General features: G+C 62.8%; 27 protein-coding genes. 1 reads left to right on the top strand and 26 read right to left on the bottom strand.

The window, feature by feature from the left end; genetic code table 11:
* Positions 1-5: 5 nt before the first annotated feature.
* The 21 genes from secY to rpsJ all read right to left on the bottom strand — a co-directional run bounded on the left by secY (position 6) and on the right by rpsJ (position 11,464).
* Positions 6-1,316: a preprotein translocase subunit SecY gene (gene secY / locus ACIP90_RS15230; protein WP_400580276.1), complete on the bottom strand. Its 1,311-nt coding sequence runs from the start codon at positions 1,314-1,316 to the stop codon at positions 6-8.
* 193 nt (positions 1,317-1,509) lie between these two features.
* On the bottom strand, positions 1,510-2,004 hold the full coding sequence (gene rplO / locus ACIP90_RS15235) for a 50S ribosomal protein L15 (protein ID WP_400580277.1): 495 nt from the start codon (positions 2,002-2,004) through the stop codon (positions 1,510-1,512).
* Positions 2,005-2,211 (bottom strand): 50S ribosomal protein L30, encoded by a 207-nt coding sequence (gene rpmD / locus ACIP90_RS15240; protein WP_056626615.1) that lies wholly within the window; start codon positions 2,209-2,211, stop codon positions 2,005-2,007.
* A gap of 3 nt (positions 2,212-2,214) precedes the next feature.
* Positions 2,215-2,943, bottom strand: a complete 729-nt coding sequence (rpsE, locus tag ACIP90_RS15245) for a 30S ribosomal protein S5 (RefSeq protein ID WP_400580279.1) — start codon at positions 2,941-2,943, stop codon at positions 2,215-2,217.
* On the bottom strand, positions 2,940-3,323 hold the full coding sequence (gene rplR, locus ACIP90_RS15250; protein WP_003803763.1) for a 50S ribosomal protein L18: 384 nt from the start codon (positions 3,321-3,323) through the stop codon (positions 2,940-2,942). The genes rpsE and rplR overlap by 4 nt, the downstream gene beginning before the upstream one ends.
* 2 nt (positions 3,324-3,325) lie before the next feature.
* On the bottom strand, positions 3,326-3,862 hold the full coding sequence (gene rplF / locus ACIP90_RS15255) for a 50S ribosomal protein L6 (RefSeq protein ID WP_400580281.1): 537 nt from the start codon (positions 3,860-3,862) through the stop codon (positions 3,326-3,328).
* A gap of 18 nt (positions 3,863-3,880) precedes the next feature.
* Positions 3,881-4,279, bottom strand: coding sequence for a 30S ribosomal protein S8 (gene rpsH / locus ACIP90_RS15260; RefSeq protein ID WP_018769139.1), 399 nt, complete (start codon positions 4,277-4,279; stop codon positions 3,881-3,883).
* An 82-nt stretch (positions 4,280-4,361) separates the two neighbouring features.
* Positions 4,362-4,943 (bottom strand): 50S ribosomal protein L5, encoded by a 582-nt coding sequence (rplE, locus tag ACIP90_RS15265; RefSeq protein WP_400580283.1) that lies wholly within the window; start codon positions 4,941-4,943, stop codon positions 4,362-4,364.
* Entirely contained in the window at positions 4,943-5,302 is a 360-nt protein-coding gene (rplX, locus tag ACIP90_RS15270) for a 50S ribosomal protein L24 (protein ID WP_400580285.1), read from the bottom strand. The genes rplE and rplX overlap by 1 nt, the downstream gene beginning before the upstream one ends.
* A 3-nt stretch (positions 5,303-5,305) precedes the next feature.
* Positions 5,306-5,674, bottom strand: a complete 369-nt coding sequence (gene rplN / locus ACIP90_RS15275) for a 50S ribosomal protein L14 (RefSeq protein WP_003803789.1) — start codon at positions 5,672-5,674, stop codon at positions 5,306-5,308.
* Positions 5,675-6,093: 419 nt separating this feature from the next.
* Positions 6,094-6,399 carry a 30S ribosomal protein S17 gene (rpsQ, locus tag ACIP90_RS15280; RefSeq protein ID WP_400580287.1) on the bottom strand — a complete coding sequence of 102 codons (306 nt, stop codon included), beginning with the start codon at positions 6,397-6,399 and terminating at the stop codon, positions 6,094-6,096.
* The gene (rpmC, locus tag ACIP90_RS15285) at positions 6,396-6,731 is read right to left on the bottom strand and encodes a 50S ribosomal protein L29 (RefSeq protein ID WP_400580289.1); all 336 of its coding nucleotides are present in this window, start codon (positions 6,729-6,731) and stop codon (positions 6,396-6,398) included. Before rpmC ends, rpsQ begins: the two co-directional genes overlap by 4 nt.
* Before the next feature lie 2 nt (positions 6,732-6,733).
* On the bottom strand, positions 6,734-7,150 hold the full coding sequence (gene rplP, locus ACIP90_RS15290; RefSeq protein WP_003803795.1) for a 50S ribosomal protein L16: 417 nt from the start codon (positions 7,148-7,150) through the stop codon (positions 6,734-6,736).
* A complete protein-coding gene (rpsC, locus tag ACIP90_RS15295; protein ID WP_400479013.1) occupies positions 7,151-7,993 on the bottom strand; it encodes a 30S ribosomal protein S3 in 843 nt (280 codons plus the stop codon).
* Positions 7,994-8,359 carry a 50S ribosomal protein L22 gene (gene rplV / locus ACIP90_RS15300; RefSeq protein WP_003803798.1) on the bottom strand — a complete coding sequence of 122 codons (366 nt, stop codon included), beginning with the start codon at positions 8,357-8,359 and terminating at the stop codon, positions 7,994-7,996. It abuts the gene before it with no gap.
* Positions 8,360-8,397: 38 nt separating this feature from the next.
* Positions 8,398-8,679, bottom strand: coding sequence for a 30S ribosomal protein S19 (gene rpsS, locus ACIP90_RS15305; protein ID WP_003803803.1), 282 nt, complete (start codon positions 8,677-8,679; stop codon positions 8,398-8,400).
* A gap of 12 nt (positions 8,680-8,691) precedes the next feature.
* On the bottom strand, positions 8,692-9,531 hold the full coding sequence (gene rplB / locus ACIP90_RS15310) for a 50S ribosomal protein L2 (protein WP_003803804.1): 840 nt from the start codon (positions 9,529-9,531) through the stop codon (positions 8,692-8,694).
* A gap of 29 nt (positions 9,532-9,560) precedes the next feature.
* Entirely contained in the window at positions 9,561-9,866 is a 306-nt protein-coding gene (gene rplW / locus ACIP90_RS15315; RefSeq protein WP_011692807.1) for a 50S ribosomal protein L23, read from the bottom strand.
* Positions 9,863-10,483 carry a 50S ribosomal protein L4 gene (rplD, locus tag ACIP90_RS15320; protein WP_400580291.1) on the bottom strand — a complete coding sequence of 207 codons (621 nt, stop codon included), beginning with the start codon at positions 10,481-10,483 and terminating at the stop codon, positions 9,863-9,865. Before rplD ends, rplW begins: the two co-directional genes overlap by 4 nt.
* A 4-nt stretch (positions 10,484-10,487) precedes the next feature.
* The gene (gene rplC / locus ACIP90_RS15325; protein ID WP_018769133.1) at positions 10,488-11,138 is read right to left on the bottom strand and encodes a 50S ribosomal protein L3; all 651 of its coding nucleotides are present in this window, start codon (positions 11,136-11,138) and stop codon (positions 10,488-10,490) included.
* A gap of 17 nt (positions 11,139-11,155) precedes the next feature.
* A complete protein-coding gene (gene rpsJ, locus ACIP90_RS15330) occupies positions 11,156-11,464 on the bottom strand; it encodes a 30S ribosomal protein S10 (protein ID WP_003803825.1) in 309 nt (102 codons plus the stop codon).
* Between the two features lie 465 nt (positions 11,465-11,929).
* Here rpsJ and ACIP90_RS15335 point away from each other — a divergent pair, with 465 nt between their 5' ends.
* Positions 11,930-13,378 carry a GH1 family beta-glucosidase gene (locus ACIP90_RS15335; RefSeq protein WP_400580293.1) on the top strand — a complete coding sequence of 483 codons (1,449 nt, stop codon included), beginning with the start codon at positions 11,930-11,932 and terminating at the stop codon, positions 13,376-13,378.
* Between the two features lie 11 nt (positions 13,379-13,389).
* Here the strand turns inward: ACIP90_RS15335 and ACIP90_RS15340 are convergent, their stop codons facing one another.
* From ACIP90_RS15340 to rpsG, 5 genes are all read right to left on the bottom strand, one after another.
* Positions 13,390-13,515 carry a hypothetical protein gene (locus ACIP90_RS15340; protein WP_400580294.1) on the bottom strand — a complete coding sequence of 42 codons (126 nt, stop codon included), beginning with the start codon at positions 13,513-13,515 and terminating at the stop codon, positions 13,390-13,392.
* A 65-nt stretch (positions 13,516-13,580) separates the two neighbouring features.
* The gene (locus ACIP90_RS15345) at positions 13,581-17,678 is read right to left on the bottom strand and encodes a hypothetical protein (RefSeq protein WP_400580296.1); all 4,098 of its coding nucleotides are present in this window, start codon (positions 17,676-17,678) and stop codon (positions 13,581-13,583) included.
* A 377-nt stretch (positions 17,679-18,055) separates the two neighbouring features.
* Entirely contained in the window at positions 18,056-19,246 is a 1,191-nt protein-coding gene (gene tuf / locus ACIP90_RS15350; RefSeq protein WP_003803827.1) for an elongation factor Tu, read from the bottom strand.
* Between the two features lie 248 nt (positions 19,247-19,494).
* Positions 19,495-21,609 carry an elongation factor G gene (fusA, locus tag ACIP90_RS15355; protein ID WP_400580298.1) on the bottom strand — a complete coding sequence of 705 codons (2,115 nt, stop codon included), beginning with the start codon at positions 21,607-21,609 and terminating at the stop codon, positions 19,495-19,497.
* A gap of 69 nt (positions 21,610-21,678) precedes the next feature.
* Complete coding sequence (gene rpsG / locus ACIP90_RS15360) at positions 21,679-22,149, bottom strand: 30S ribosomal protein S7 (RefSeq protein ID WP_011692813.1); 471 nt, start codon at positions 22,147-22,149, stop codon at positions 21,679-21,681.
* Position 22,150: the final 1 nt, after the last annotated feature.

The following is a 22,150-nucleotide window of genomic DNA, read 5'->3' on the forward strand; positions in this document are numbered from 1 at the left end:
TCTGGTCATCGCAATAGCCCTTCGTAGTGACGCTGCTGTAGCTGCGCGTCAATTTGCTTGACGGTTTCCAGGCCAACGCCCACCATGATCAGAATCGAGGTGCCACCGAACGGGAAGTTCTGGTTCGCGTTGATCAGCACGAGCGCCACCAGCGGGATCAGCGCCACGAAGCCAAGGTAAATGGCCCCGGGAAGCGTGATCCGCGACAGGACGTACTGCAGGTAATCCGCGGTCGGCCTGCCGGCACGTATACCCGGAATGAAGCCGCCGTATTTCTTCATGTTGTCCGAGACCTCTTCAGGATTGAAGGTGATCGCGACGTAGAAGTATGTAAAGAAAACAATCATGGCGAAGTAAAGCGCCATGTAGATGGGGTGGTCACCGCGGGTCAGGTTGTTGTTGATCCACTCAACCCACGGCTGGATCTGCTCCCCCTGCTGCGGCTGGTTGAACTGCGAGATCAACGCCGGCAGGTAGAGCATGGAGGACGCGAAGATCACCGGGATAACACCGGCCATGTTCACCTTGATGGGAATGTAGGTGCTGGTGCCGCCCACAGTCCGGCGTCCGATCATCCGCTTGGCATACTGCACGGGGATGCGGCGCTGCGACTGCTCCACGAAGACCACGAGGGCAACCGTCAGGAGGCCGATGGCGAGGACGAGGAAGAACGTTCCCGGCCCCTGCGAGGTCCAGATGGCGCCCAGGGAGGTGGGGAAGCCTGCAGCGATGGCGGTGAAGATGAGCAGCGACATGCCGTTGCCCACACCCTTTTCGGTCACCAGCTCGCCCATCCACATGATGAGACCTGTGCCGGCCGTCAGCGTGATGATGATCAGGATCGTGGTGATGACGCTGTTGTCCGGGATGATCGGCAGGTTGCAGCCAGGCAGCAGCTGCCCGGAGCGCGCGAGGGACACCAGCGTGGTGGCGTTCAGCAGGCCGAGGGCAATGGTGAGGTAACGCGTGTACTGCGTCAGCTTCGACTGCCCCGAGGCGCCTTCTTCATGCAGCTGCTGGAACCGGGGAATGACCACCCGGAGCAGCTGCACGATGATGCTTGCCGTGATGTACGGCATGATTCCCAAAGCGAAGATGGAGACCTGCAGCAACGCACCGCCGCTGAAAAGATTGACGAGCTGGTAGATCCCGCCCTGGGTTTGCCCGGTCGACAAGCATTGCTGGACATTCTGGTAGTTCACACCAGGCGAGGGGATGAAGGCTCCCAAGCGGAAGATTGTGATGATTCCCAGCGTGAACAACAACTTGCGTCGCAGATCAGGCGTTCGAAAAGCCCGGCCGAATGCGCTAAGCAAGCGTCCTCCTCAGAAATTAATAAGTCTTGTGATGCGGGACAATAAACCCAACAACCGAGTCTAACGGTTGATTGCGCTATGCGAACAATCCGAAAGACGTCGGGATACGGAAAACTCCCGGCACGGGGGCTTCGGCCCCGCGTACCGGGAGTTCAACGACGGGCATCAGCCCACCGTCCTCTGGAGGCGTCTCCTAGAGAGCGGTGGTGCTTCCGCCTGCTGCAGCGATCTTTTCAGTGGCGCTGGCCGAGAATGCGTGGGCGGTGACGTCAACCTTGACGGTGATGTCGCCGGTGCCAAGCACCTTCACGGGCTGGTTCTTGCGAACGGCACCCTTTGCAACCAGATCCTCTACGGTGACAGTGCCACCTTCCGGGAAGAGCTCGTTGAGACGGTCCAGGTTTACAACCTGGAACTCGACCCGGAACGGGTTCTTGAAGCCGCGCAGCTTCGGCAGGCGCATGTGCAGCGGCAGCTGGCCGCCGGCAAAGCCAGCCTTGACCTGGTAGCGGGCCTTCGTACCCTTGGTACCGCGACCGGCGGTCTTACCCTTGGAACCTTCACCACGACCAACGCGGGTCTTGGCGGTCTTGGCACCCGGGGCGGGACGCAGGTGGTGAACCTTCAGTGCGTTCTGCTTCTCAGCAGCGGCGCTCTGTGCCTTCTCAGCAGTGTTCTTCTCTGCCATTTACTTCGCCTCCTCTACCTTTACCAGGTGCGGAACCGTGTTGAGCATTCCAACGGTCACGGCGTCGGCGGTGCGGACAACGGTGTGTCCGATCCGCTTCAGGCCGAGGGACCGCAGGGTGTCGCGCTGGTTCTGCTTGCCGCCAATGGCGGACTTGATCTGAGTGATCTCCAACTGTGCGTCGGAGGGAATCAGGTTCTTTGCCATTGCTTAGACACCTGCCTTCTGGTTCAGGAGAGCCTTCACCAGCGCCGCCGGGGCGATCTCGTCCAGCGGGAGGCCGCGGCGTGCTGCCACTGCTGCCGGCTCTTCGAGGCGCTTCAGGGCGTCAACAGTCGCGTGAACGATGTTGATGGCGTTCGAGGAACCGAGCGACTTGGAGAGGATGTCGTGGATGCCCACGCACTCCAGTACTGCACGGACCGGGCCACCGGCGATAACACCGGTACCGGCGGAAGCCGGACGCAGCATTACGACGCCTGCGGCGGCTTCGCCCTGGACGCGGTGAGGGATGGTGTTGCCAACGCGGGGAACGCGGAAGAAGGACTTCTTAGCCTCTTCAACGCCCTTTGCGATTGCAGCGGGAACTTCCTTGGCCTTGCCGTAACCGACGCCGACCATGCCGTTACCGTCACCAACGACGACGAGTGCGGTGAAGCTGAAGCGACGACCACCCTTGACGACCTTGGAAACGCGGTTGATGGTAACAACGCGCTCTACGAACTGGCTCTTCTCGGCTTCACGGCCGCCGTCGCGGCCACCACGGCCACCACGGTCGCCGCGGCCCTGGCCACGGTCGCCACGCTCGCCGCGACGGGCGCCACCACGGCGGTCGTCGGCAGCTGCGGGGGCAGTGGTCTCAGTGGCCTCAGCAGCTACGGCTTCAGTCGCCTTCTGATCTGCAGACACAGTGTCCTTTTCCTTGTTTGCTTCCGTCACAGTGACAGCCCACCTTCACGTGCACCGTCAGCGACGGCGGCGATCCGGCCGTGGTACTTGTTACCACCACGGTCGAAGACAACTGCTTCGACTCCGGCAGCCTTGGCACGCTCGGCTACGAGCTCGCCAACGCGCTTGGCCTTGGCGGTCTTGTCACCGTCGAATGCACGAAGGTCGGCTTCCAGTGTGGATGCGCTCGCTACGGTCTGGCCGATGGTGTCGTCGACAACCTGGACAAATACGTGGCGTGCGGAACGGTTGACGACCAGGCGGGGACGTACAGCCGTTCCGGAGATGCGCTTGCGGATACGAAGCTGGCGGCGGCTGCGCGAAGCAGACTTGCTCTTGTTCGTACGCTTCTTGTTAATTGCGATGGCCATGGTTACTTACCAGCCTTTCCGACCTTGCGGCGGATGACTTCGCCGGCGTAGCGAATGCCCTTGCCCTTATAGGGGTCCGGCTTACGCAGCTTGCGAATGTTGGCAGCAACCTCGCCGACCTGCTGCTTGTTGATGCCTGAGACAGAGAGCTTGGTCGGCCCCTCTACTGCAAAGGTGATGCCGGCCGGTGCCGAAACGCTGACCGGGTGGCTGTAGCCGAGAGCGAACTCAAGGTCAGATCCCTTGGCCTGAACGCGGTAACCGGTACCGACGATTTCAAGCTTCTTCTCGTAGCCTGCGGTGACGCCCTGGATCATGTTGGAGATCAGGGTGCGGGTCAGGCCGTGGAGCGAACGGGAGGCGCGCTCATCGTTCGGGCGGGTGACGGTCAGGGTGTTGTCGTCCAGAGCAACCTCGATCGGGCTGGCCACAGTGTGGCTCAGCTCGCCCTTGGAACCCTTGACGCTGACGACAGAGCCGTCAACCTTGACCTCAACGCCGGCAGGAACGGTGATGGGGAGACGTCCAATACGTGACATTATTCTCTTCCTTTCCCGTTACCAGACGTAAGCGAGGACTTCGCCGCCCACGCCCTTCTTGCCGGCCTGCTTGTCAGTCAGGAGGCCGGAAGAGGTGGACAGGATTGCGATACCCAGGCCACCCAGCACGTGCGGCAGGTTGGTGGACTTCGCGTAAACGCGGAGACCCGGCTTGGAGATACGGCGGACACCGGCGATCGAACGCTCGCGGTTCGGACCGAACTTCAGCTCGAGGGTCAGCTTCTTGCCGACCTCAGCGTCTTCTTCTTTCCAGCCGGCGATGAAACCTTCCGCCTTCAGGATGTCGGCAACGCGTGCCTTGAGCTTGCTGTAAGGCATAGACACGGAATCGTGGTATGCCGAGTTTGCATTGCGCAGACGTGTAAGCATGTCTGCGACAGGATCTGTCATAGTCATTTGGGCTCTTGCCCTTCCTCGTAACGGTTTCCGCCGCGCTGTCCCTGAGGGATCAAAACGGCCGGACCTTTTACGTAGCTAATTAAGCTTCGGTCTTGAACGGGAAACCAAGCGCCTTGAGCAGCGCGCGGCCTTCGTCGTCGGTCTTGGCGGTGGTCACAACCGTGATGTCCATACCGCGAACGCGGTCGATGGAATCCTGGTCGATCTCGTGGAACATAACCTGCTCGGTCAGACCGAAGGTGTAGTTGCCATTGCCATCGAACTGCTTGCCGCTGAGGCCGCGGAAGTCACGGATACGCGGCAGGGCCAGCGTGACCAGACGGTCCACGAATTCCCACATACGGTCGCCACGCAGGGTAGCGTGTGCACCGATGGGCATGCCTTCGCGCAGCTTGAACTGGGCGATCGACTTGCGGGCCTTTGTTACCTGCGGCTTCTGGCCGGTGATCAGGGTGAGGTCGCGGACAGCGCCGTCGATCAGCTTGGAGTCCTTGGCGGCATCTCCAACACCCATGTTCACAACAACCTTGACCAGACGGGGAACCTGGTTGACGTTCTCGTACTTGAATTCATCCTGCAGCGCAGCCTTGATGGATTCGGCGTACTTGGTCTTCAGACGAGGAACGATCTTCGTTGCCGGAGTCTCGAGAGTCTCAGTCATTAGATGTCCTTCCCGGAGCTCTTGGCCACGCGGATGCGGACGGTCTTCTTGACGCCGTCCTTCTCAACGGTGTCGAGGCGGAAACCGGCGCGGGTCGGCTTCTTGGTCGACGGGTCCACGAGAGCCACGTTGGAGATGTGGATCGGTGCCTCGACGACCTCGATGCCACCGGTCTTGGTGCCGCGCTGCGACTGACCGACCTTGGTGTGCTTGGTTACGCGGTTGATGCCTTCAACCAGCACGCGGTTGGTGTCGGGGAAGACGCGCAGAACCTTGCCCTGCTTGCCACGGTCGCCGCCGCGCTCAGCCTTGGCGCCAGTGGTGACCTGAACCAGGTCACCCTTCTTGATCTTAGCCATGGACTAGAGCACCTCCGGAGCCAGAGAAACGATCTTCATGAACTTCTTGTCACGGAGTTCACGACCAACCGGTCCGAAGATACGGGTACCGCGGGGGTCACCGTCGTTCTTCAGGATCACAGCTGCGTTCTCGTCAAACTTGATGTAGGAACCATCCGCACGGCGGCGTTCCTTCTTGGTACGGACGATGACAGCCTTGACGACGTCGCCCTTCTTTACGTTGCCGCCCGGGATTGCGTCCTTGACGGTAGCGACGATGACGTCGCCGATGCCTGCGTAGCGACGGCCAGATCCACCGAGAACGCGAATGGTAAGGATTTCCTTAGCACCCGTGTTGTCGGCGACCTTCAGTCGCGACTCCTGCTGAATCACTATTTACTCCTTGCGTCGCGCGGGTTCTCAGACCGAAAATCTTCCTACGGAATGAGCCTTGCGGAACGGTTGATCGGGGTGTCTCTTGACCTGCCTGGATTTTGCCAGACCAGGCCTAAACGCCCGTGCCAAAAACATTTGCTTCCCAGGCGGGTTTGGACAGAGTCCAAACGCAAGGGGGCACTATGCCGTGGCACGATTGTTTACGAGGTTTGCTGACGGCACGCAAAAGGCGCCATACAAACTCAAAATCTTAGCACAGTTCCCGCCCAGCCCCATATCACAGCAGCCGCCCCTGTGTTAAGCCGGGCGGCCGCCGTCGGGCTTTCCCCTGTCATCCATAAGAACGGGAAAACCCCCGCTCCCAAAGGGAACGGGGGTTGCCGGCGCAGCTACTGGAAACAGTAGGGCTGCAGGTGTTACTTGGCCTTCTCGAGGATCTCCACCAGGCGCCACCGCTTGCTGGCGGACAGCGGGCGGGTCTCGGCGATCACGACGAGGTCGCCGATGCCGGCGGTGTTCTCTTCGTCGTGGGCCTTCACCTTCGACGTGCGGCGGATGACCTTGCCGTACAGGGCGTGCTTCACGCGGTCCTCAACCTGGACAACGATGGTCTTTTCCATCTTGTCCGAGACCACGTAGCCGCGACGCGTCTTACGGTAACCGCGCTCGGCAGCTGCCGTTGCGGAACCAGTTTCCGTCACGTTCTCGTCCTTTTCACTCACTTGGCGTCCTCCTCGGTCTCAGCCTCGGCCGGCTTCTCAGCCTTCTCAGCCTTGGCTGTGGACTTCTTGGACTTCTTTTCTTCCTTGGCTTCCGCAACCGGTGCGGCAACCTCGGCACGAATGCCCAGCTCGCGCTCACGGAGAACGGTGTAGATGCGTGCGATGTCCTTCTTTACCGCGCGCAGACGACCGTGGTTCTCCAGCTGACCGGTGGCGGACTGGAAACGCAGGTTGAACAGCTCTTCCTTGGACTTGCGGAGTTCTTCAACGAGACGCTCGTTGTCGAAACCGTCCAGCTGTGCGGGTGCGAGATCCTTCGACCCTACTGCCATTTCTATTCACCACCTTCGCGACGCACAATGCGTGCCTTCAACGGCAGCTTGTGGATTGCCAGGCGCAGGGCCTCGCGAGCTACCTCTTCATTGACACCGGAGAGTTCGAAGAGAACCCGGCCCGGCTTGACGTTGGCGACCCACCATTCCGGAGAACCCTTACCGGAACCCATGCGGGTTTCGGCCGGCTTCTTCGTCAGCGGACGGTCCGGGTAGATGTTGATCCAGACCTTACCGCCACGCTTGATGTGGCGGGTCATCGCGATACGGGCAGATTCGATCTGACGGTTCGTGACGTAAGCCGGGCTCAGGGCCTGGATACCGTACTCACCGAAGGAGACCTTGGTGCCACCCGTGGCAGCGCCGGAACGACCCGGGTGGTGCTGCTTACGGTGCTTGACTCGACGTGGGATAAGCATTTAAGCCTGTCCTCCTTCTGCTGCCTGTGCCGGAGCGGCAGAAGCAGCCTCGGCTGCCGGAGCTGCAGCAGCAGGTGCTGCGTCGGCTGCCGGACGGTCGGTACGACGGCGGCGGTCACCACGGTCGGCGCCACCGGGACGGCCCGGACGGTCGCCGGAGCGTCCGCGGGACGGAGCAGCAGCTGCCTGCTGAGCCAGTTCCTTGGAGGTGACGTCACCCTTGTAGATCCAGACCTTCACGCCGATGCGGCCGAAGGTGGTCTTGGCTTCGTAGAAGCCGTAGTCGATGTTCGCGCGGAGGGTGTGCAGGGGCACACGGCCTTCGCGGTAGAACTCCGAGCGGGACATTTCTGCGCCACCCAGACGGCCGGAGCAGGCGATACGGATACCCTTGGCACCGGCACGCTGCGCGGACTGCATGGCCTTCTTCATCGCACGGCGGAACGCCACGCGGGAAGTCAGCTGCTCGGCAACACCCTGGGCAACAAGCTGGGCTTCCATCTCGGGGTTCTTGACCTCGAGGATGTTCAGCTGAACCTGCTTGCCGGTGAGCTTTTCGAGCTCGCCGCGGATGCGGTCTGCTTCAGCGCCGCGGCGGCCGATGACGATGCCCGGACGTGCCGTGTGGATGTCCACGCGGACGCGGTCGCGGGTGCGCTCGATCTCAACCTTGGCGATGCCGGCGCGCTCCATGCCCGTGGACATGAGCTGGCGGATACGGATGTCTTCGCGAACGAAGTCCTTGTACCGCTGACCGGACTTGGTGCTGTCAGCGAACCAGTGCGATACGTGATCGGTGGTGATGCCGAGTCGGAACCCGTGCGGGTTTACTTTCTGTCCCACTTAGCGAGCCTCCTCTTTCTCCGGGGTAGCGACTACCACGGTGATGTGGCTGGTGCGCTTCTTGATCTGAAATGCACGACCCTGAGCACGCGGCTGGAACCGCTTCATGGTCGGGCCTTCATCAACAAACGCTTCGCTGATGATGAGGTCACCTTCGTCAAACGCAACGCCGTCGCGGTCCGCGAGGACCCGGGCGTTGGAGATTGCCGACTGTACTACCTTGAATACCGGCTCAGAAGCTGCCTGGGGGGCAAACTTCAGAATTGCCAGAGCCTCGTTCGCTTGCTTACCACGAACAAGGTTGACGACGCGCCGGGCCTTCATAGGCGTTACGCGGATGTGACGCGCAATTGCCTTGGCTTCCATTGCTTTCCTTCTCTCGTCTTTGACGTAAGTGCAGGCGCCTAGCGGCGCTTGCCCTTACGGTCGTCCTTGACATGGCCGCGGAATGTCCGCGTCGGAGCGAATTCGCCGAGCTTGTGCCCGACCATCGACTCGGTGACAAACACCGGGATGTGCTTGCGTCCGTCGTGCACGGCGATCGTGTGCCCCAGCATGTCGGGGATGATCATCGAACGGCGGGACCAGGTCTTGATGACGTTCTTGGTGCCCTTTTCGTTTTCCCTTGCTACCTTCACAAAGAGGTGCTGGTCAACGAAAGGACCTTTTTTCAGGCTGCGTGGCATGTGTCCAGGCTCCTATCGCTTGTTCTTGCCAGTACGACGGCGACGAACAATAAGCTTGTCGCTCTCTTTGTTGGGACGGCGGGTACGGCCTTCAGGCTTACCATTCGGGTTGACCGGGTGACGTCCACCGGAGGTCTTACCTTCACCACCACCATGCGGGTGATCGACCGGGTTCATGGCGACACCACGGACGGTCGGGCGAACGCCCTTCCACCGCATGCGGCCGGCCTTGCCCCAGTTGATGTTCGACTGCTCGGCGTTGCCGACCTCGCCGATGGTTGCGCGGCAGCGCACATCAACGTTGCGGATTTCGCCGGAGGGCAGACGCAGCTGGGCGAAACGGCCTTCCTTGGCGACGAGCTGAACAGAAGCTCCAGCGGAACGGGCCATCTTGGCGCCGCCACCCGGACGCAGTTCAACTGCGTGGATAACGGTACCGACCGGGATGTTGCGCAGGGGCAGGTTGTTGCCAGGCTTGATGTCAGCGTTGGCGCCGGCCTCCACGAAGTCGCCCTGGGAGAGCTTGTTCGGGGCGATGATGTAACGCTTGGTGCCATCAACGTAGTGCAGGAGGGCGATGCGAGCCGTGCGGTTCGGATCGTACTCGATTTCGGCAACGCGGGCGTTGACGCCGTCCTTGTCGTGGCGGCGGAAGTCGATCAGACGGTACTGACGCTTGTGTCCACCACCCTTGTGACGGGTCGTGATCTTACCGGTGTTGTTACGGCCACCCTTTTTGGGCAGCGGACGTACCAACGACTTTTCCGGCGTCGACCGCGTGATTTCGGTGAAGTCCGCTACGCTCGAGCCGCGACGGCCCGGGGTAGTCGGCTTGTATTTACGGATTCCCATAATTCATTTCCTCGTTAAAGTGGTCTCCGCTACGCGAGCGGACCGCCGAAGATGTCGATAGTGCCTTCTTTGAGGGTGACAATCGCACGCTTGGTGTTCTTGCGGGTACCCCATCCGAATTTGGTGCGCTTGCGCTTACCGGCACGGTTGATGGTGTTGATCGATTCGACCTTGACGGAGAAAATCTTCTCCACGGCCAGCTTGATCTCGGTCTTGTTCGAGCGGGGGTCCACCAGGAAGGTGTACTTGCCCTCGTCGATCAGGCCGTAGCTCTTTTCCGACACGACGGGTGCAAGCACGACGTCGCGGGGGTCTTTGATGGTGGCTGCGCTCACTTGGCATCCTCCTCGTTCTTTGCAGCCTTGTCAGCAACGAATGCTTCGTAGGCAGCCTTGGTGAAGACTACGTCGTCAGAAACGAGAACGTCGTAGGTGTTCAGCTGGTCTGCGTACAGAACGTGAACTTCCTCGAGGTTGCGCACGGACAGTGCAGCAACATCGTTGGCGCGCTCAATGACAACGAGCAGGTTCTTGCGCTCGGAGACGCCGCGCAGCGTTGCCAGTGCTTCCTTGGAGGACGGCTTGGAGCCGGCAACCAGTTCAGCAACGACGTGGATGCGTCCGTTACGGGCGCGGTCAGACAGTGCGCCGCGGAGTGCAGCAGCAATCATCTTCTTGGGGGTGCGCTGGCTGTAGTCGCGAGGGGTCGGACCGTGGACAATGCCACCACCGGTCATGTGAGGAGCGCGGATCGAACCCTGACGGGCGCGGCCGGTACCCTTCTGCTTGAACGGCTTGCGGCCTGCACCGGAAACTTCGGCGCGGGTCTTGGTCTTGTGGGTACCCTGGCGAGCAGCAGCGAGCTGTGCAACGACGACCTGGTGCAGCAGCGGCACGTTGGTCTGAACGTCGAAGATCTCTGCAGGCAGGTCAACCTGGACAGTGTTAGCCATTGAACTAGGCTCCCTTCACGGCGGTGCGTACGAGTACGACCTGGCCGCGGGCACCGGGAACGGCGCCCTTGATCAGGAGCAGCGACTTCTCGACGTCAACCGCGTGAACAGTGAGGTTCAGCGTGGTGTGACGAACGGCGCCCATGCGGCCGGCCATTTTCATGCCCTTGAAGACGCGGCTCGGGGTGGATGCGCCACCGATTGAACCGGGCTTACGGTGGTTCTTGTGGGCACCGTGGGAAGCTCCAACGCCGTGGAAGCCGTGACGCTTCATAACACCGGCGAAGCCCTTACCCTTGGTGGTGCCGATGACGTCGATCTTCTGGCCGGCTTCGAAGACCTCTACAGAGAGCTCCTGGCCCAGCTCGTACTCGGCAGCATCTGCGGTACGGAGTTCGACGACGTGGCGGCGAGGCGTGACGCCTGCCTTCTCAAAGTGACCAGCCAGCGGCTTGGTGACCTTGCGGGGATCGATCTGGCCGTAGCCGATCTGAACGGCGACGTAGCCATCAGTCTCTGCGTTGCGCAGCTGGGTGATGACGTTCGAGTCAGCCTGGACAACAGTGACGGGGATGAGCTTGTTGTTCTCGTCCCAGACCTGGGTCATGCCGAGCTTCGTGCCCAGCAGGCCCTTTACGTTACGGGTTGCGGTCATAGTCTCTCAGCACCTCCCTACAGCTTGATTTCGATGTTCACGTCGGCCGGCAGGTCGAGGCGCATAAGCGAGTCAACTGCCTTCGGCGTGGGGTCGATGATGTCGATCAGACGCTTGTGCGTGCGCATTTCGAAGTGCTCGCGGCTGTCCTTGTACTTGTGGGGAGAGCGGATAACGCAGTAAACGTTCTTCTCCGTAGGCAGCGGCACGGGGCCGACTACCGTTGCGCCTGCGCGCGTGACCGTCTCAACGATCTTCCGTGCTGAAACGTCAATGACCTCGTGGTCGTATGACTTCAGCCGGATGCGGATTTTTTGTCCCGCCATGTCGCCTGACTCTCTTTCAGTCTGTGCTTCCCCTGGTTGGGGCTGCCCTGTTCACTTACTCGTTGTGTGGCTGCCGAAGCATTTGAAGTTAGGACTACCACCCGCCGCACAAGCTGAATCCGGAAGAATCCGGGTTCCTCAACCTGCCGGCGTAACCGACCCCCGCGGTCGGGCGTGTCGCACCTTCGAAGCGTGCGAGCCCGCAGTTCCATTGGGGGGTGGGTTATGTTTGGACTTCGACTTGGACCCTGGCACCCGGCATTATCCGGATCGGGACGCGAAGAAGCGCTTGAACAACTCATCTAGTATGCCGGATTTTGCCCGGGGAAGCCAATCAGCCCGCAGCGCGCCGTGCACGGTCCCAGTTGGAGCCGGCGGGGGCCGGTTTGCCGGCACGTTGCCCGCCCCACCAGCCCCTGAAGCGGGGTCATTGCCTTCGGAAAATTTCGAATGGATGATAGATGAGTGGCCGGGCAGAATGCTGACGCCGTAGACAACTCTTCCGTGCGTGACCTCGCAGGGCGGCTCAGGCCCGGGTTCACCCTGGGAGTGGCGGCCGCAGCCTTTCAGATCGAGGGCGCCCTGGCGGCCGACGGCCGGGGCCCGTCAGGCTGGGATGCGTTCGCCGCCAAACCCGGCAAGATACTGAACGGGCACTCCCCCGCGGTGGCCTGCGACCATTACAACCGGGTTCCCGAAGACATCGCCCTGATCCGGGAACTGGGCATCGATTCCTACCGTTTCTCGCTCTCTTGGCCTCGGATCCAGCCGGACGGCCGCGGTGCCTTCAACTCCCAGGGCCTGGGTTTTTACGACAGGCTCGTCGACCAGCTGCTCGGCGCGGGCATCTCCCCCATGGTGACCCTCTACCACTGGGACACACCGCTCCCCCTCGAACACAGCGGCGGCTGGATGAACCGCGCCACGGCGGAGCACTTCGCGGCGTATGCCGCGGCCGCCGGAAAACGGCTAGGCGACCGCGTTGCGCAGTGGGTCACGCTCAACGAGCCTGTCTCCGTGACCCTCAACGGTTATGCGCTTGGCGTCCACGCGCCTGGCCGGGACCTGCTCTTCAAGGCCCTGCCCTCGGTGCATCACCAGCTGCTGGCGCACGGGCTTGCCGTCCAGGCCCTGCGGGCTGCCGGCATCGCCGGCGGCATCGGCGTGACCAATCTTCATTCCCCCGTGCGTCCGGCCTCGGGGAGGTTCACCGACCGCCTGCTGGCCAGGGTGTTTGACCTGGTCCTCAACAGGATTTACGCCGATCCCATTCTCTTGGGCCGCTATCCCAAGCCTCCCGCCGCTGCCCGCCCCTGGTTCAGGTACCTTACGAGGGCTTCCGACGACGACCTCCGCCTCATCAGCCAGCCCCTGGATTTCTACGGCGTGAACTACTACTACCCGGTGAAGGTCGCCACCGGACGGGGTCCTGCCAGGAGTCCCGCGGGCAGGACCGAGGTCATGGCCCGTATGCCGTTCCATATGGCGCCCTTTCCGGAATACGACATCACGGGCTTCGGCTGGCCGGTGGCGCCCGACCATCTGGGAATCCTGCTGCGCGAACTCAAGGACAGGTACGGGGCGGCCCTGCCTCCGCTGTACATCACGGAGAGCGGCGCGAGTTTCCCGGAGCCGGAGCACGTCACCGGGCCCATCGAGGACGCCCGCCGGATCGACTATCTGGCCCACCATCTCCATCATGCGATGGCGTCCACCGCACCGGGCGGGATTGCGCACGACGTGGAACTGCTGGGGTACTACGTCTGGACGCTGATGGATAACTTCGAATGGGCAGCCGGGTATTCACAGCGCTTCGGTCTGGTCCATGTGGACTTTGACACGCTCAAGCGCACGCCCAAAACGTCGTTCTACTGGCTGCAGGCCCTCAGCCGCGCCCGGAAGGCACGCGCTTAAGAGACCCGGCGCTATTTGTTCTTGTTGGCGCGGTTGATGCGCTTGACGCGGTCAATCTCATTGCGGAAATACTTCTTGGCCCAGAAGACACCCGCCACAACCGCTGCAACCACGATCAGGAAGATCAGAAATTCCATGATGCGCCCCTCTCTCTTGGGGCAACGATATCAGGGCACGGCCAAGCCATATGGACAGATTGCGCTCAGTCCGTCCCGGCCGGCTTACCGCGGCTGAGCTTCCAGAGGGCGAGTGCGATGAGGCCGGCTGCGATCAGGGCAAGAAGCGCATACGTGTACTGGCGCATGGCCCACATGATGCACAGTGCGACGCCCACCGCACCCCATCCAACAAAGAGCCGTTCGCCGTAGCCCAGCCCCGCCACGAGCAGCAGGGAGAAGAATGCCAGCACCCAAAGCTGCTGGGCGCCATCGCCGCCGAAGATCACCAGGACCCCGCACAACGAGAGCAGTCCGGCGGCAAGGCCCAGGTACAGCTTTCCGCCAGCGGCGTGGCGGGACCGGTAGCGCAGCACGCCAAGCGCCGCGGCCCACACCACGTACCACTGGAGCGTCCAGAAGGGGTCGGGCGAAAAGGCATCATCCCGGAACACGCCAGGCCACCCGGGTTCGGCAAAGAGCGCCGCGCGCTGGACCGCGGCAGTCACGGCCAGGGAACCGAACTCCGCGGCAGGCCTCCGCACCGCGGCCGGCGTCTCCAGCCAGACGACGGCGGCGGTTACGGTTACCAGCGCAGCCCCCGCCCAAGATGTAGCGCTGTACAGCAATCCCGTGAGACCTGCGGCGGCAAATCCCAGGACTGCTGCTCCCACCAGGGAGAGGTAGGGAATGTCGCGGTACCGGCCGGCCGCCTCGACCTCCCCACCGGCCCGCCGCGTCGCATCTGGGAACCGCCGTCTGCGGAGCCTGCCCGCCGCGTAGAGTGCCACGGCCGCTGCGCCGCCGCCACCCAGCCACGGCAGGTAAAAGCCCCACGGTCCCGGCACGTCTCCCAAGGCGTCGTCTGCCGCCATGACCGCACCAGCCAGCGCCGCCAGAACTGCCGGCGGGTAGAAACCGGGGAGCGGGTCGAGGTGCGCAGCCGCGAAACACGCAGCCGAGAGCGCGAGCACAGCCAGCCCGGAAATCCACTCCGCGGACGGCGGAGCCAGCGCGGCCGACGCGGAGCCGAACGTGAGGGCTGCCGCCAGCCACAGCCAGCGGTCCACCCCTTCGCCTAAGCTGTGGCGCCACAAAATTCCGCCTGCCGTGGAGGCCAGGGACAGCGCCAGCAAACCCAACGCGACGCCTGCGTGGGTCAACACGGGGGCTGCGAGGAACACGGCAGCCGAGGAAAGCGGAGGGAAGGGCAGCAGCGGCCCCAGCGCGATCACGGCGAAGGCCGCAGCGTAGACGGCGAGATAGACAGCTCCGCGGGCGGCAAAGAACCGGCCGGCCGCCACGGCGGAGAGCAGCACCAGAAGCAAGGACAACAGCACGACCCAACGGCCGCCGTCGTCCGCGGTAAGGTCCCCACGGAACGGCTGGGCAAGATATACGAGCGGAAGCAGCGCCTGGCCTGCCAGCGTAATCCAGACCGCTGCCTGCTGGAACGGGACGTCCGTCAGGCGGTAGCGCATGACCCAGCGGATGACGTGCTGTGCCGCGAGCACCAGTGCGAAGGCCACCGCGACGACCGTGGCTGATGCCCAGACGTCATAGCTGAGCACCACCGCCAGCGCTGCAGCCAGAACGCGGGCCGCCGCGAAGTACCCGCCTCTCCACATACGGTTCTCCATGCCAACCACCATGGCTGCGCTGAAGACCGCGAAGACGGCCAGCAGAATCTCAACGGCGGGAAGGTTGTCGCCGCGTATGAGCAGCAGGAAGGCGAACGTGGCCGGAGCGAACACCGCCGACCATGGTTGACGCCGGAGCAGATAGCCCGCAGCGGCGGCACCGGTGGCGAGGAGCACCGTGGTGAACAGGGCATGCGCCGACAGTGTCTCCGGATCAAAGACGGACGCAGGGACATCCACGGACACGATAGCTGCTGCCTGCAGCACGAGAAGGACGGCGGCGTCCGCCACATCACGTCCTTTTGCCGTCCCGGGAAATGCCGCCCGCAACGGAACAGTGAGCTGAAGGAACAGCGCGACGGCGAGGACAGTGGCCGGCGCAAGGTTCTCCCCGACGAGCCGCACGGGACCGGCGTCGCGGACGAGTTGGTGGAACAGGGTCAGCACCAGCGCCGTTGCGGCAGCACGGGCGAGCCACCAGTAGCATCGCCCGCGTGTGCTTCCTCCACGGACGGACGGCCCGGCTGGCGCTCCCCTGTTGGCCGTGGGGGCGGCGTCCCTCCCTGCCCGGGCGGCCGTCAGCGCAAGGTAGCCCGTCGTGGCCAAAAGCGCCGCATTGCCCAGCGGGAGTGTGAGGGTTTCGAAGGCCAGGGGCACGGCCGCAGCGGAAACGAACAGCGGAACAGCCTCGGGGATGGATGGACGCCAGCCACCCTTGTTTTCCTGCCGCGCAAACAGCATCACGCCCGCGACCAGCGAAGCAAGAAGCTGGGCACCGAGGGCTATGCCCCCGACCTGCTCCGCCTCAGGAAACAGCGAGGCCTCTTCCTCAACGAGTGCCAGCACTGTCATGGCTCCCAAGCCTGCGGCGGTGAACAGGGCCAGGCTGGCCTGCGGCGCCAACGCTCGAATGCGGCGCCGGAGCAAGGCAGCCGTGCCCAGCTGCTGAAGTACCAGGACCAGGACCAGCACAAGGACGGCGTACTGGAACCGTGCGTCGCTGTCACCAACGACCGCCGCCGTCACAACTGGTGCCGCGAGGCTCACGGCCAGGCGGGCAGCGAGAATGAAATGGAGACGCAGCGCCGCAGCCGGCGGGAGGGACCGCAGGATCCAAAAGACCGCTCCGGCGACGAGCAGTCCAGCCAGCGTCCAGGCACCCAGCGGGCCCGCGAGGAGGATGGCCATGCCGAGCGCTCCAACAGGGGCCCACTCCGCAGCCCCGCGTTGCTTCGCGGCAAGCATCATGCCTGTCAGGAGCGCCATCCAGGTCATCACCGGCAGCATCCATCCTTCAGCGGTGCCTGCCAGCCCCATCATCAGATCCAACGGCTCGGCGGCCGAGAAGACCACGGTCACCAGCAGCTGACCGCCAAAAGTGGCGAGCACGTCCGCCTGCCACCGGCGGTGGCGTATGACGCCGCTGACCGCGTCCTGAAACGGCCCCCTTCCCAGCCGGCCGGTATACAGGACAGTTGCCAGTGCCTGGGCGGCCAGCAGCATGGCTGCCGCGGCGAGGGCGGCACTCCCCCGATTTGTCAGGTCCCATACCGCGACGGACGCCGCCACCGTCAGGCTGACCCTGCCCGCCAGGAACTGAAGTGTTCGGAAGTGCGTCCCTGGTGACACGGAGGTCACCAGGAAGTAGCCGCCGCACATCGCCATAATGCGCGCATAATCCCCGAGCCCAAGCATCAGCGGAACGGTCGTGGCGGCAACCGCCACCGCCGGAACGATGAAGGGATGCAGCCGGGCTAGCGGCCGGAGATACAGCGGCGGCAACCACCGGGGCTGCAGGATGGCAAGGACCGTGAAGAACACCGCCACTCCAATAAGTGCCGTGAAATACCAGATCAGCGCCCCGCCCAGGACCGCGACCCCCGACCATGCGGTGGTTGCGAGGAATGACAGCGAGAGATAGACCAGGACCCGGCTCTCCAAGCGAACAGCCGCTACCGCATAGGCCGCGGTCCCTACGGCTGAGGTGACCAGCCAGGAGAGCGCCGCATTCTCCAGGACAAGGGTGTCCATGGCCAGGCCGGCCACCGGTATCAGGGCCAGCCCTGTTCCGGAGAAGGCGACGGCGGCCGGCTTCAGCCGCGGGGCGCGGCGGTGCAGGACCAGGCCCGCCACATAGAACAGCGCGGTGATGGTGCAGACGCCCGCGAACCGCAACGGTGCGGGGAGTCCGGTGCCGATAAAGAGCGAGCCGGCGGCGACGAGGAGCAGGCTGGCAACGTAGAGCGTGACGTTGATGTTTTGCCGTTCACGCTTGGCCCGCGCCTGCTCGCGCTCGGCCCGCGCTTCAGCGTCTGTAAGGGCAGGAACGGACGGCGGACGTTCCGAGACGGCCGGTCCTGCTGCTTGACGGACCCGGCGTGGCTGCGGTGCCAGCCGCCGGGGTTCGGGCCACGCAGGCTTGGGCACCCTGGCTTGGGGTGCACCGGCTTGGGGTGCACGGGCTTGGGGTGCACGGGCTTGGGGTGCTTGGACTTGGGGCGCCATGGCTTGAGGTGCCCCCGCCGGGGGCACGGGGAATCTGGTTGCCCCGCGTTGGGGCGCCGGTTGTTCTGGAGTAACAGTTGTCGCGGGTTCGCGGCTCGGGGGCGCAGCGCCTGCGGCTTGAGCCGCAGCTCCCGACTGGGCCAGCGCATCCACCCAACCCTGAAGGTGTCCGGCCCGGTAGCCGGCGTTGTACGCCTCATCCGTTGAGGTCCACATGCCGCCGCCTTCCGACTATTGCTGACGACACAAGGTACCGGCAGCAATTAATCCAATGAATGGATTAAGAGTAGCAAAAAACAGCCCCGCTGCACTAGCAGCGGGGCTGTTTAGAAGATCTGTCCGGCCCTTAGGCCTTCCGATCCAGGATCAGCAAGTTACTACTTGATGATCTTGGTGACACGTCCCGAACCAACGGTGCGGCCGCCTTCACGGATAGCGAAGCCGAGGCCCTCTTCCATAGCGATCGGCTGGATGAGCGCAACGGTCATCTCAGTGTTATCGCCGGGCATAACCATTTCCGTGCCTTCCGGCAGGGTGATAACGCCGGTGACGTCCGTGGTGCGGAAGTAGAACTGCGGGCGGTAGTTCGAGTAGAACGGGTTGTGACGTCCGCCTTCGTCCTTGGAAAGGATGTAGACGTTGGCCTCGAAGTCGGTGTGCGGGGTGATGGAACCCGGCTTGACGACAACCTGGCCACGCTCGACGTCATCGCGCTTCAGACCGCGGAGCAGGAGGCCACAGTTCTCGCCGGCCCATGCTTCGTCGAGCTGCTTGTGGAACATCTCGATACCGGTGACCGTGGTCTTCTGGACCGGGCGGATACCGACGATCTCGACCTCAGAGTTGATGGCGAGGGTTCCACGCTCGGCGCGGCCCGTAACAACGGTGCCACGGCCGGTGATGGTGAAGACGTCTTCAATCGGCATCAGGAACGGCTTGTCGCGGTCACGTACGGGGTCCGGAACGGACTCGTCGACAGCAGCCATCAGGTCCTCAACGGACTTGACCCACTCGGGGTCGCCTTCCAGGGCCTTCAGGCCGGAAACGCGGACGACCGGAGCTTCGTCGCCGTCGAAGCCCTGCGAGCTCAGGAGCTCACGAACTTCCATTTCGACGAGGTCGAGGAGTTCCTCGTCATCAACCATGTCTGCCTTGTTCAGCGCGACCAGCAGGTAGGGAACGCCAACCTGGCGGGCGAGCAGAACGTGCTCGCGGGTCTGGGCCATCGGACCGTCAGTGGCGGCAACCACGAGGATTGCACCGTCCATCTGAGCAGCGCCGGTGATCATGTTCTTGATGTAGTCAGCGTGACCCGGAGCGTCTACGTGTGCGTAGTGGCGCTTCTCGGTCTGGTACTCAACGTGGGAGATGTTGATGGTAATGCCGCGCTGACGCTCTTCGGGAGCAGAGTCGATCGACGCGAAGTCACGCTTCTCGTTGAGAGTCGGGTACTTGTCGTACAGCACCTTGGAAATGGCGGCCGTCAACGTCGTCTTACCGTGGTCAACGTGACCAATGGTACCGATGTTAACGTGCGGCTTAGTCCGCTCGAACTTTGCCTTTGCCACAGGTTCCTCCTAGAACGTTTTTCAAATGACTTACCCTTCGACCGCGCTTGTCGCGGCAGAAACTCCAGTAAGTCTACTTGGGGGCTTTGGATTGGTGAAATTGCAGATTCAGGAACTAATACTAGCCCCTAGAGCCTGTTCGGCTCAGGCGGCCGGATCCGGTCTGGACCGGAGGCCGGCCGCCTGCGCCAGGCGGGTTCCCGTTGCCGGAAAACTCACCCGAGTTTTTCGCGTGAACAGTCCGAAGACTATTCGCCGCGGGTCTTCTGGATGATCTCGTCGGCAACTGCCTTCGGGACCTCGGCGTAACTGTTGAACGTCATGGAGTACACAGCGCGGCCCTGGGTCTTCGAACGCAGGTCACCGATGTAGCCGAACATGCCGGACAGCGGGACGTGCGCACGGACAACCTTGACGCCCTGGGCATCCTCCATGGACTGCATCTGGCCACGGCGGGAGTTGAGGTCACCGATAACTTCACCCATGTATTCCTCAGGGGTGCGGACCTCAACATCCATCAGCGGTTCGAGCAGAACAGGGTTCGCTTTGCGTGCGGCTTCCTTGAAAGCCATACGGCCGGCGATCTTGAACGCCATTTCCGAGGAGTCAACATCGTGGTAGGCGCCGTCAATCAGAGTGGCCTTGATGCCGACAACCGGGTATCCGGCCAGGACGCCGTCGTTCAGCGCATCCTGGATACCGGCATCGACAGACGGGATGTACTCGCGCGGAACGCGGCCACCGGTGACCTTGTTCTCGAACTCGTACAGCTCGCCCTCAGCGGTGTCCAGCGGCTCGATCGCAATCTGGATCTTTGCGAACTGGCCGGAACCACCGGTCTGCTTCTTGTGCGTGTAGTCGTGACGCTCTACAGCGCGCTTGATGGTCTCGCGGTAAGCGACCTGCGGCTTGCCAACATTGGCTTCGACCTTGAACTCGCGGCGCATGCGGTCCACCAGGATGTCCAGGTGGAGCTCGCCCATGCCGGCGATGATGGTCTGGCCGGTGTCTTCGTTGAGGGAGACCTGGAAGGTCGGGTCCTCAGCGGAGAGCTTCTGGATGGCCGTGGAGAGCTTCTCCTGGTCACCCTTGGTGTTGGGCTCGATGGCAACCGAGATCACGGGCTCCGGGAAGCTCATGGACTCGAGGACGATCTGGTTGCTGGCATCGCACAGGGTGTCGCCCGTGGTGGTGTCCTTCAGACCGATGGCTGCGTAGATGTGGCCGGCGGTAGCGCCCTCAACAGGCATTTCCTTATTGGCGTGCATCTGGAACAGCTTGCCGATGCGCTCCTTCTTGCCCTTGGTGGAGTTGACCACCTGCGCGCCTGCTTCCACGTGACCGGAGTACACGCGGATGAAGGTCAGCTGACCGAAGAACGGGTGCGCGGCAATCTTGAAGGCAAGAGCCGAGAAGGGCTCTTCCGAAGAAGGCTTGCGCGTCAGTTCCTTCTCTTCGTCGCGGGGATCGTGACCGATCATCGGCGGGACGTCGAGCGGGTTCGGCAGGTAGTCCACCACGGCGTCGAGCATCGGCTGAACACCACGGTTCTTGAACGCGGAACCACAGAAGACCGGGTAGATCTCAGAGTTGATCGTCATCTTGCGGATGCCGGCCTTGAGCTCGTCGATGCTGATTTCTTCACCCTCGAGGTACTTCTCCATGAGTTCCTCGGAGGACTCAGCAACGGCCTCGACGAGGTTCGCGCGGTATTCCTCGGCCTTGGCCTGGAGGTCTGCCGGGATTTCGCGGATCTCGTACTTGGCACCCATGGTGACGTCACCCTTGGCATCGCCGGGCCACACCAGGGCGCGCATGTAGAGCAGGTCCACGACGCCGATGAAGTCGTTCTCGGCACCGATGGGCAGCTGCATGACCAGCGGCTTGGCGCCGAGGCGGCTGATGATGGTGTCTACGGTGAAGTAGAAGTCAGCACCGAGCTTGTCCATCTTGTTGACGAAGCAGATACGGGGAACGTTGTACTTGTCAGCCTGACGCCATACGGTCTCGGACTGCGGCTCAACGCCTTCCTTGCCATCAAAGACGGCAACGGCACCGTCGAGGACGCGCAGGGAGCGCTCAACCTCAACGGTGAAGTCCACGTGGCCGGGGGTGTCAATGATGTTGATCTGGTTGTTTTCCCAGAAGCAGGTCACGGCGGCAGACGTGATGGTGATGCCGCGTTCCTTCTCCTGTTCCATCCAGTCGGTAGTCGACGCGCCGTCGTGCGTTTCGCCGATCTTGTGGTTCACACCTGTGTAGAACAGAATGCGCTCGGTGGTGGTGGTCTTGCCAGCATCAATGTGGGCCATGATGCCGATGTTGCGGACCTTACTAAGGTCTGTAAGCACGTCCTGTGCCACGGTGTCTCCCTTTCGGATGGACTACGCGTTCGCCGCCGGCTCGTCTGAGCCGGCGGCGTCCGGGAAGTTTTACCAGCGGTAGTGTGCGAAGGCCTTGTTCGACTCGGCCATCTTGTGGGTGTCTTCGCGACGCTTCACAGCGGCACCGAGACCGTTGGAGGCATCCAGGATTTCGTTCTGGAGGCGCTCGGTCATCGTCTTTTCGCGGCGGGCCTTGGAGTAGCCGACCAGCCAGCGCAGCGCGAGGGCGGTGGAACGGCCGGGCTTGACCTCAACCGGAACCTGGTAGGTGGCGCCACCGACACGGCGGGAGCGGACCTCGAGGGAAGGCTTGACGTTCTCCATGGCCTTCTTGAGGGCAGCAACGGGGTCGCCGCCGGACTTGGCACGTGCACCCTCGAGGGCACCGTAAACGATGCGCTCTGCAGTGGACTTCTTGCCGTCAACGAGCACCTTGTTGATCAGCTGGGTGACCAGCGGGGAGCCGTAAACGGGATCTAGTACGAGCGGCCGCTTGGGGGCCGGACCCTTGCGAGGCATA

The organism is Arthrobacter sp. NPDC093139, assembly GCF_044754165.1.
Taxonomy (GTDB): domain Bacteria; phylum Actinomycetota; class Actinomycetes; order Actinomycetales; family Micrococcaceae; genus Arthrobacter.

Bases quoted from the DNA above. Each gene is read 5' to 3' on its own strand.
- rpsS (WP_003803803.1), bottom strand. From the start codon at position 8,679: ATGCCACGCAGCCTGAAAAAAGGTCCTTTCGTTGACCAGCACCTCTTT.
- rpsH (WP_018769139.1), bottom strand. From the start codon at position 4,279: ATGACTATGACAGATCCTGTCGCAGACATGCTTACACGTCTGCGCAAT.
- rpmD (WP_056626615.1), bottom strand. From the start codon at position 2,211: ATGGCAAAGAACCTGATTCCCTCCGACGCACAGTTGGAGATCACTCAG.
- rpsJ (WP_003803825.1), bottom strand. From the start codon at position 11,464: ATGGCGGGACAAAAAATCCGCATCCGGCTGAAGTCATACGACCACGAG.
- rplV (WP_003803798.1), bottom strand. From the start codon at position 8,359: ATGGAAGCCAAGGCAATTGCGCGTCACATCCGCGTAACGCCTATGAAG.
- rplB (WP_003803804.1), bottom strand. From the start codon at position 9,531: ATGGGAATCCGTAAATACAAGCCGACTACCCCGGGCCGTCGCGGCTCG.
- rplO (WP_400580277.1), bottom strand. From the start codon at position 2,004: ATGGCAGAGAAGAACACTGCTGAGAAGGCACAGAGCGCCGCTGCTGAG.
- rplE (WP_400580283.1), bottom strand. From the start codon at position 4,943: ATGACTGAGACTCTCGAGACTCCGGCAACGAAGATCGTTCCTCGTCTG.
- rplD (WP_400580291.1), bottom strand. From the start codon at position 10,483: ATGGCTAACACTGTCCAGGTTGACCTGCCTGCAGAGATCTTCGACGTT.
- rplR (WP_003803763.1), bottom strand. From the start codon at position 3,323: ATGGCCATCGCAATTAACAAGAAGCGTACGAACAAGAGCAAGTCTGCT.
- rplC (WP_018769133.1), bottom strand. From the start codon at position 11,138: ATGACCGCAACCCGTAACGTAAAGGGCCTGCTGGGCACGAAGCTCGGC.
- rpsG (WP_011692813.1), bottom strand. From the start codon at position 22,149: ATGCCTCGCAAGGGTCCGGCCCCCAAGCGGCCGCTCGTACTAGATCCC.
- rplF (WP_400580281.1), bottom strand. From the start codon at position 3,862: ATGTCACGTATTGGACGTCTCCCCATCACCGTTCCTGCCGGCGTTGAG.
- rpmC (WP_400580289.1), bottom strand. From the start codon at position 6,731: ATGGCAGTAGGGTCGAAGGATCTCGCACCCGCACAGCTGGACGGTTTC.
- rplP (WP_003803795.1), bottom strand. From the start codon at position 7,150: ATGCTTATCCCACGTCGAGTCAAGCACCGTAAGCAGCACCACCCGGGT.
- ACIP90_RS15340 (WP_400580294.1), bottom strand. From the start codon at position 13,515: ATGGAATTTCTGATCTTCCTGATCGTGGTTGCAGCGGTTGTGGCGGGT.
- rplX (WP_400580285.1), bottom strand. From the start codon at position 5,302: ATGGCTAAGATCAAGAAGGGTGACCTGGTTCAGGTCACCACTGGCGCC.
- ACIP90_RS15345 (WP_400580296.1), bottom strand. From the start codon at position 17,678: ATGGCGCCCCAAGTCCAAGCACCCCAAGCCCGTGCACCCCAAGCCCGT.